Here is a 6743-nt window from a genome sequence, read left to right as displayed (position 1 = left end):
CCCCACGCCCCAACCCCTACGCCGTGATGTCCTTCGCCGTGAACCGCGCCCACGCCGCCGAGCCGAACACCGCCGCGTACAGGCCCTGCAGCCCCAGGTTGCGCACCAGGTCGTCCCAGTAGACCGGGTCCCGCATCAGGTCGGCGAACGACAGCCAGTAGTGCGAGAAGAAGTACGGCTGGAGGGCGTCGAGCTGGGGGATCTGGTCGAGGATCTGCACGGTGATCAACAGGCCCACGGTGGTCGCCATCGCCGCGATGCCGCTGTTGGTCAGCGTCGACACGAACAGGCCCAGGGCCGCCACGCCGGTCAGGGACGCGGCCACCACCAGGGCGATCAGCAGGGATCTGCCCAGCCCCTCGGCGAAGCTGATCCGTGTTCCCGAGATGGTCGTCAGCTCGCCGAGGGGGAAGAGCAGCGCGCCCACCGCGAACGCCGAAACCGCCACCACCAGCGTGGCGACCAGGCAGAACGTCATCGTCGTCGCGTACTTGGTGAGCAGCAGCCGGGTACGGCCGGCGGGCGCGACGAGCAGATAGCGGAGCGTCCCCGCGTTGGACTCGCCCGCGATCGCGTCCCCGGCGATCACTCCGATCGCCATCGGGAGGAAGAAGGGCAGGGTCGCTGCCAGCGCCGTGAACACCAGGAACAGACCGTTGTTGGTGATCTGCGTGATGAAGGCCGGGCCTCCTCCCCCGCCTCCGCCACCGCCGACCGAGGAGCCGTCACTCGTCTCGATCCTGACGGCCACGCCCACCAGCACGGGTACGGCCGCGAGCACGGCGAGCAGCGCGAGGGTGCGCCAGCGGCGGAAGGTGGTGACGAGCTCGCTGCGGAAGAGCCCGAACGTCCACAGCGGACTCGGCGTCCGGACCTCCGGCTCCGTACGAGGTGCCGTACGAGGTGTTGTACGAGGTGTCGTCTCAGCCCGCGACATCGAAGCCCTCCCCCGTCAGCGCCACGAACGCGTCCTCCAGGGAAGCCCGTTCCACTCCGAAACCGCGGACGCGCACACCGGCGGCCACCAGTGCCGCGTTCACCTCGGCGAGTTCGCCGTCGGGCGGTTCAGCGGTCACCCGGTCCTCCGTCACGACCACGTCGCCGACCCCCTGTTCCTTGAGCACCCGGGCCGCGTCGCCCGCGTCCGGTGTGGTCACGACCAGCCGCCCCCGCGCCCCGGCCGCCAGCTCGGCCACCGGGCCCTGGGTGATCAGCCGCCCCTGGGCCATCACAGCGGCGTGGGTGCACACCTGCTCGATCTCGTCGAGGAGGTGTGAGGAGAGGAAGATCGTGGTGCCGTCGGAGGCCAACTCCCTCACCAGGGAACGGATTTCCCGCATTCCCTGAGGGTCGAGGCCGTTCGTCGGCTCGTCCAGGACGAGCAGCCTGCGCGGCTGGAGCAGTGCGGCCGCGAGACCCAGCCGCTGCTTCATACCCAGCGAGTACGCCTTCGCCTTCTTGCCCGCGGCCGCTGTCAGGCCCACCCGGTCCAGCGCGGCGGCGACCCGCGTACGCCGGGTACGCGGGTCGGCGGTGGGGTCGGCGGCGTCGTACCGCAGGAGGTTGTCCCGCCCGGAGAGGAAGCCGTACAGCGCGGGCCCCTCGATGAGGGCGCCCACATGCGGCAGTACGGCGCGGGCGGCGCCCGGCATGGGCCGACCGAGCACCCGGGCCGTGCCCGACGTGGGCTCGATCAGGCCCATCAGCATGCGGATGGTGGTGGTCTTCCCTGAGCCGTTCGGCCCGAGGAAGCCGAAGACGCTGCCCGACGGGACGGCCAGGTCGAGCCCGTCGACAGCGAGCTGTCCGCCGCGGTAGCGCTTGGTGAGCCCGCGGGTGGCGATGACCGCGTCACCCGCGTCCTCCGGCTCCGGCTCCGGCTCCGGCTCCGGCTCCGGGGCGGACAGTTCCTCCATCGACTACCTCGATTCACCATTCCGTAGGGGACTCACCCGCGTAAGGGACTCACCCCCCGTAAGGGGCTCGCCCTGTGAGGGACTCACCCCCGTACGGGGCTCACTTCGCGGCGTTGGCCGCCTTCACCAGCGCTTCCTTGGTGACCGCGCCGGCGTACGCCTTGCCGTCGTCCGTGAACAGCACATTGATCAGCCGGGTCTTGAAGACCGTACCGGAGCCGAAGTCGCCCTTGACCTGGTCGCCGAGGGAGTTCAGGAACCCGTCGACATCGCCGTTGCCGGTGTCTCCCGACGGCAGGCCCTCGCCGCCCGTGTCGAACTCGGCGATCGAGTTCCAGCCCTCACCGATGACCTTCAGGCCACCGCCCTCCAGCTCCTTGCCGAGGTCCTCACCGGACGGCGCCGCGCTGTCGTGGCGCCCCTGGGGCCCGGCCTCGTCCCCTTCGGTGATCTTCGCGCCCTTGGGCGGCTTGAAGTCGAACGTGGAGGCGCTCGGCTTGCCGAAGTCGACCTGGGTGAAGCCCGCGTCCACGACGGCCGCGCCCCCGCTCGCCGGGGTGAGCGTGAACTTCAGCGGCAGCCCCGTCTTCGCGTCCACGGCGATCGAGATCGCGCCGACCGTGGAGCCGGACTCCTTCGGCTTGATGAGCAGCTTGTACGCGTCCCGGCCGGCGACCTGGGCGGTCCCGTCCACGGTCACGGACGTGGTGTCGTCGACCGCCTTCAGGGCCTCCTCTGCCAGGTCCTGGGGCGTGGCCGGAACGTCCTCGGGCACGGCCCTGTCCGACTTCCGGTCCTTGCCTTCGGCAGCGCCGGTCGTGTGGAACACCTCGTTCGAGCCGCTGTCGTACGCCCACATGTCGTCGCCGTTGTGGATGACGCTGTACTCGGCGGCCTCGTCCAGCAGCGACAGCTTCTGCTTCTCGGGGCCGTCGGCGGCGACGCGCAACGTGTGGGTGCCCGAGGCGAGTTCGAGCAGCTTGGAGGAGGGGTCGGCGGACGAGCCGCCGTCACCGCGGGAAGGTCCTCCGGCCGCTCCCGACCCGAGGCTGTTCTCCAGTCCGCCCAGGTCGGGCAGCCCCAGATCCGTACTGATCTTCACCGTGCCGGACAGCCGCTGTACGTCCGACGCGGCGATCTTCTCGACCAGTTCCTGAGCGCTGATCTTCGGCAGATCGGGGTCGCCCGAGCCGGCGAACGCCGGGACGAACCCGATCGTCGCGGCCGCCACTCCCACCACGGTGACCGGGACGACGTACCGCGCGGCCTTGCGTCGTCCGGCGCGCACGTCCTCGGCCTCGCCGGCCTTCGCGCTGTCGTCGGTTTCGTACGGTGCCATGTGTGCCTTACCTCCGTCGTAGGCGGCGGCTTGTTCGTCGTAACTCGCACTCGTCGTCGTCCACCCCGAGCCGCCATTCTCACCCGAATCGGTGAGGAGTGGTGCTTTCCATCTGACCAAATCGGCCATCCAGAAGCGTCAGACCCCGGAATCAACTCCACGTACTGCTGTGGGATGACACGGAGAGGCGGCGCCTCCCCCAACCCGTAGGGGTCGTAGGGGAGTACGCCGCCTGACTGATGCCCGTTCAGCCGGATATCACCGCTTCAGGAACACCTGGTCCGCCTGGTACGGCACCCACGATCACGCCTGGCACGGCACCCACGATCGCGCCTGGTACGGCACCCAAGATCGCGCCCGGCGGTCGGCGACCGGTCGGCGACCGGCCGACGACAACAGGCGCGCGGAGGTCACCCCGCCCGGTGCACCACCGCATCGCACAGCTGTACGAGCGCCGACTTCGCGTCGCATTCCGGCAGCGGAGCGAGCGTCGCCCGTGCCTCCTCCGCGTACCGCACGGTGTCCCGCCGGGCGGTCTCCAGCGCGGGGTGCGCCCGCAGCCGGGTCAGCACCTCGGTGAGCCGCGCGTCATCGCTCAGATCGGAGTTCAGCAGTTCGCACAGCTCGATGTCCTCGGCGAGCCCCAGCTGCTCCGCCCGCTCGCGCAGCCGCAGGACCGGCATCGTGGGCACGCCCTCGCGCAGATCGGTTCCCGGTGTCTTCCCGGACTCGTGCGAGTCGGACGCGATGTCCAGTACGTCGTCGGCCAGCTGGAACGCGATGCCCAGCCGCTCCCCGTACTGGGTCAGCACGTCCACGACCGTCTCGTCGGCCCCGGACATCATCGCCCCGAAACGCCCGGACACCGCCACCAGCGATCCCGTCTTGCCGCCGAGCACGTCGAGGTAGTGCTCGATCGGATCCCGCCCGTCCCGCGGCCCCGCGGTCTCCAGGATCTGCCCGGTGACCAGCCGCTCGAAGGCCTCGGCCTGGATACGGACCGCCTCGGGACCGAGGTCGGCCAGGATGTGGGAGGCCCGGGCGAACAGGAAGTCGCCGGTCAGGACGGCCACGGAGTTCCCCCAGCGGGCGTTCGCACTGGGCACTGAGCGCCGTACGTCGGCCTCGTCCATCACGTCGTCGTGGTACAGCGTGGCCAGGTGCGTCAGCTCCACCACGACGGCCGACGGGACGACCCCGGGCGCGTCCGGGTCACCGAACTGCGCGGCGAGCATCACGAGCAGTGGACGGAAACGTTTCCCGCCCGCCCGGAGCAGGTGCTGCGCGGCCTCCTGGATAAAAGGGACCTCACTCTTGGTGGCCTCGAGCAGGCCTTCCTCGACAGCCGCCAGTCCGGCCTGGACATCGGCTTCCAGAGCCTTGTCCCGCACCCTCAGCCCGAACGGCTCGACGACGGTCACGAGAGGTCTCCTGTCTGCTGACGTCCACTGACGGTCACACGGTCGGTCTCAGAGTCGGTCTCACGGTCGATGACACAGTTTGTCGATCTGTCGCTGCCATCACCCGAGTCAGCGTATCCGGTCACCTTTCGATCACCACGGGCGCCCACCCGCCCCCGGTCTCGGCTTAGCCCGACCGGGAGGTGCCCCATTCGCCCGGGTGGGATCGGATCACCCGCGTTCGGTTCCCGATCAGCCGGTACGTGACGCCCCGGGCAGCCTCCGGGGCGCCGGACCCGCACACTCGTACGCCCTCCGCCCTCCCACGACCGCCCTCCCACTGCACACCTCACGAGGACCTCCGCCTCCCACCCGCCGTCGGTACGGGTGCCCGCATCCGCGGAGACCATCCCTGGTACGCCGGGCGACCGCCACGACAACGACACGCGCCGTGCGCGAGGTTCCCCGCTCACGACGGACGAGCCAACGGCCGGCGAGAGCCGGCCCACCCCCGCGACCTGCACGGTTCGGCCAGCGGGCGTCGACCGCCGGGGAGTTGGACCGTAAGAGGCACCCGGCCTCGAGCACCCGAAGCCCGAGTTGCCCGTATTGCAGCGTTACTGTCGCTTCACCCCGGTCCGTTCCGTGAGTTGAGTCACGCGGGGGCGCCACCGCCCGCCAGGAGCACCCACCCGATTCCCGCTTTGCAGAAGGCAAGTTGAGAATCCAAATTCGGGAAAATCGGACAACTCTCCCTCAAGAATGGCCGGATCAAGTGCACTTCCGCCACCCTTTCGGCCTTGTTCCGGACATGTGCTCTCGCATACGTTCCCGTTCCATCCGGACGGACCGCCGAATCCTGCCGCCGCCCGGAACCCCACTGACCAACTCACTCACGCAGGGCAGGAGCGGGGGACCCAGGTAAGTCGCCGGTCCGCCCGAAGGAACGGCTAGGGGTGAAGCCGCGCACGGTACGCACGACGCGTCGCCGTACACGGCCGGGCACCTCCCCGCCCGAACCCGACAGCTCACCTCGCAGGCGCCGGAGAGGAACAGCGCCATGGCCGCACGAGGCAAGCACCGCCGTCCCAGAACCAACCCGTTCATCACCCGAGGCGCCGTCGTCGCCGGAACGGGCACCGCCGCACTCGCCCTCCCGCTCCTGAGCGCGACCACGGCGAGCGCCGCACAGCCGGCCCAGGCCCCCGCCGCCGCGCAGGCCGCACCGCAGTCCGCCCAGGCCGTACCGCAGGGGGCCAAGTCCCTGACGTACACGGTGGCCAAGGGAGACACGCTCTACCGCATCGCGGACCGGTACGACGTACGCGGCGGCTGGCGCAAGCTCTACAAGGACAACCGCAAGGCCGTCGGCGACAACCCGAGGCTGATCCACCCGGGCCTCGAGCTGGTGCTCAAGGGGACGAAGCTGGGCACCTCGAAGAAGTCGGGTTCGTCGACGAAGCCGAGCACGGCGAGCAAGTCGAACAAGACGAGCGAGGTGGACGGGACGGCCGACCAGACGTCCACGGCCACAACGACGCCCGCCCAGTCACCCCAGCCACCCCAGTCCGCCCAGTCCGCCGCCGAAGCCGCCCCGGCCTCCGCCAAGACATACGCGAACAACCTCGACGGCTGGATCCGCGAAGCGCTGGACATCATGGCGCAGAACGGAATCCCGGGGTCGTACGACGGCATCTACCGGAACATCATGCGCGAGTCCTCCGGCAACCCCCAGGCCATCAACAACTGGGACTCCAACGCCGCGAAGGGCACTCCCTCCAAGGGTCTCCTCCAGGTCATCGACCCGACCTTCGCCGCGTACCACGTGCCGGGCACGGCGAACGACCCCTTCGACCCGGTCGCGAACATCGTGGCGGCGTGCAACTACGCCGCCGCGCGCTATGGATCGATCGACAACGTCAACGGGCCGTACTGATCCAAGGGCTCCCAGCGCCCCAGGACCTCAGGGGCTAAGGAACTAAGGGGCTAAAGGGCTAAAAAACCTCAAGGTCTCAAGGTCTCAAGGCCTCAGTGGACCTACCGGCCGGGCCGGGCGAGCGACGAGCCTCGCCCGGCCCGGTCTCGGTC

5 protein-coding genes and 1 riboswitch are annotated in these 6743 nt (G+C 69.8%); of the genes, 1 reads left to right on the top strand and 4 read right to left on the bottom strand.

Annotation, left to right across the window (positions count from 1 at the left end; all coding sequences use genetic code 11):
* Nucleotides 1–16 precede the first annotated feature (16 nt).
* From FNH04_RS38690 to FNH04_RS38675, 4 genes are all read right to left on the bottom strand, one after another.
* On the bottom strand, nucleotides 17–937 hold the full coding sequence (locus FNH04_RS38690; protein WP_152790617.1) for an ABC transporter permease: 921 nt from the start codon (nucleotides 935–937) through the stop codon (nucleotides 17–19).
* Entirely contained in the window at nucleotides 924–1916 is a 993-nt protein-coding gene (locus tag FNH04_RS38685) for an ABC transporter ATP-binding protein (protein ID WP_152790615.1), read from the bottom strand. The genes FNH04_RS38690 and FNH04_RS38685 overlap by 14 nt, the downstream gene beginning before the upstream one ends.
* Before the next feature lie 100 nt (nucleotides 1917–2016).
* Complete coding sequence (locus tag FNH04_RS38680; protein ID WP_152790613.1) at nucleotides 2017–3255, bottom strand: LolA family protein; 1239 nt, start codon at nucleotides 3253–3255, stop codon at nucleotides 2017–2019.
* Nucleotides 3256–3665: 410 nt separating this feature from the next.
* Nucleotides 3666–4676, bottom strand: a complete 1011-nt coding sequence (locus FNH04_RS38675) for a polyprenyl synthetase family protein (RefSeq protein WP_322725111.1) — start codon at nucleotides 4674–4676, stop codon at nucleotides 3666–3668.
* A gap of 859 nt (nucleotides 4677–5535) precedes the next feature.
* A riboswitch (cyclic di-AMP (ydaO/yuaA leader) is annotated at nucleotides 5536–5710 on the top strand.
* 5 nt (nucleotides 5711–5715) lie between these two features.
* Between FNH04_RS38675 and FNH04_RS38670 the strand changes: the two genes are divergently transcribed.
* On the top strand, nucleotides 5716–6591 hold the full coding sequence (locus FNH04_RS38670) for a LysM peptidoglycan-binding domain-containing protein (RefSeq protein ID WP_152790611.1): 876 nt from the start codon (nucleotides 5716–5718) through the stop codon (nucleotides 6589–6591).
* Nucleotides 6592–6743: the final 152 nt, after the last annotated feature.

This window comes from Streptomyces phyllanthi, assembly GCF_009377205.1.
Lineage (GTDB): Bacteria > Actinomycetota > Actinomycetes > Streptomycetales > Streptomycetaceae > Streptomyces > Streptomyces phyllanthi.
Note: the sequence above shows the minus strand (reverse complement) of the source record. Positions and strands in the feature narration are given on the sequence as shown.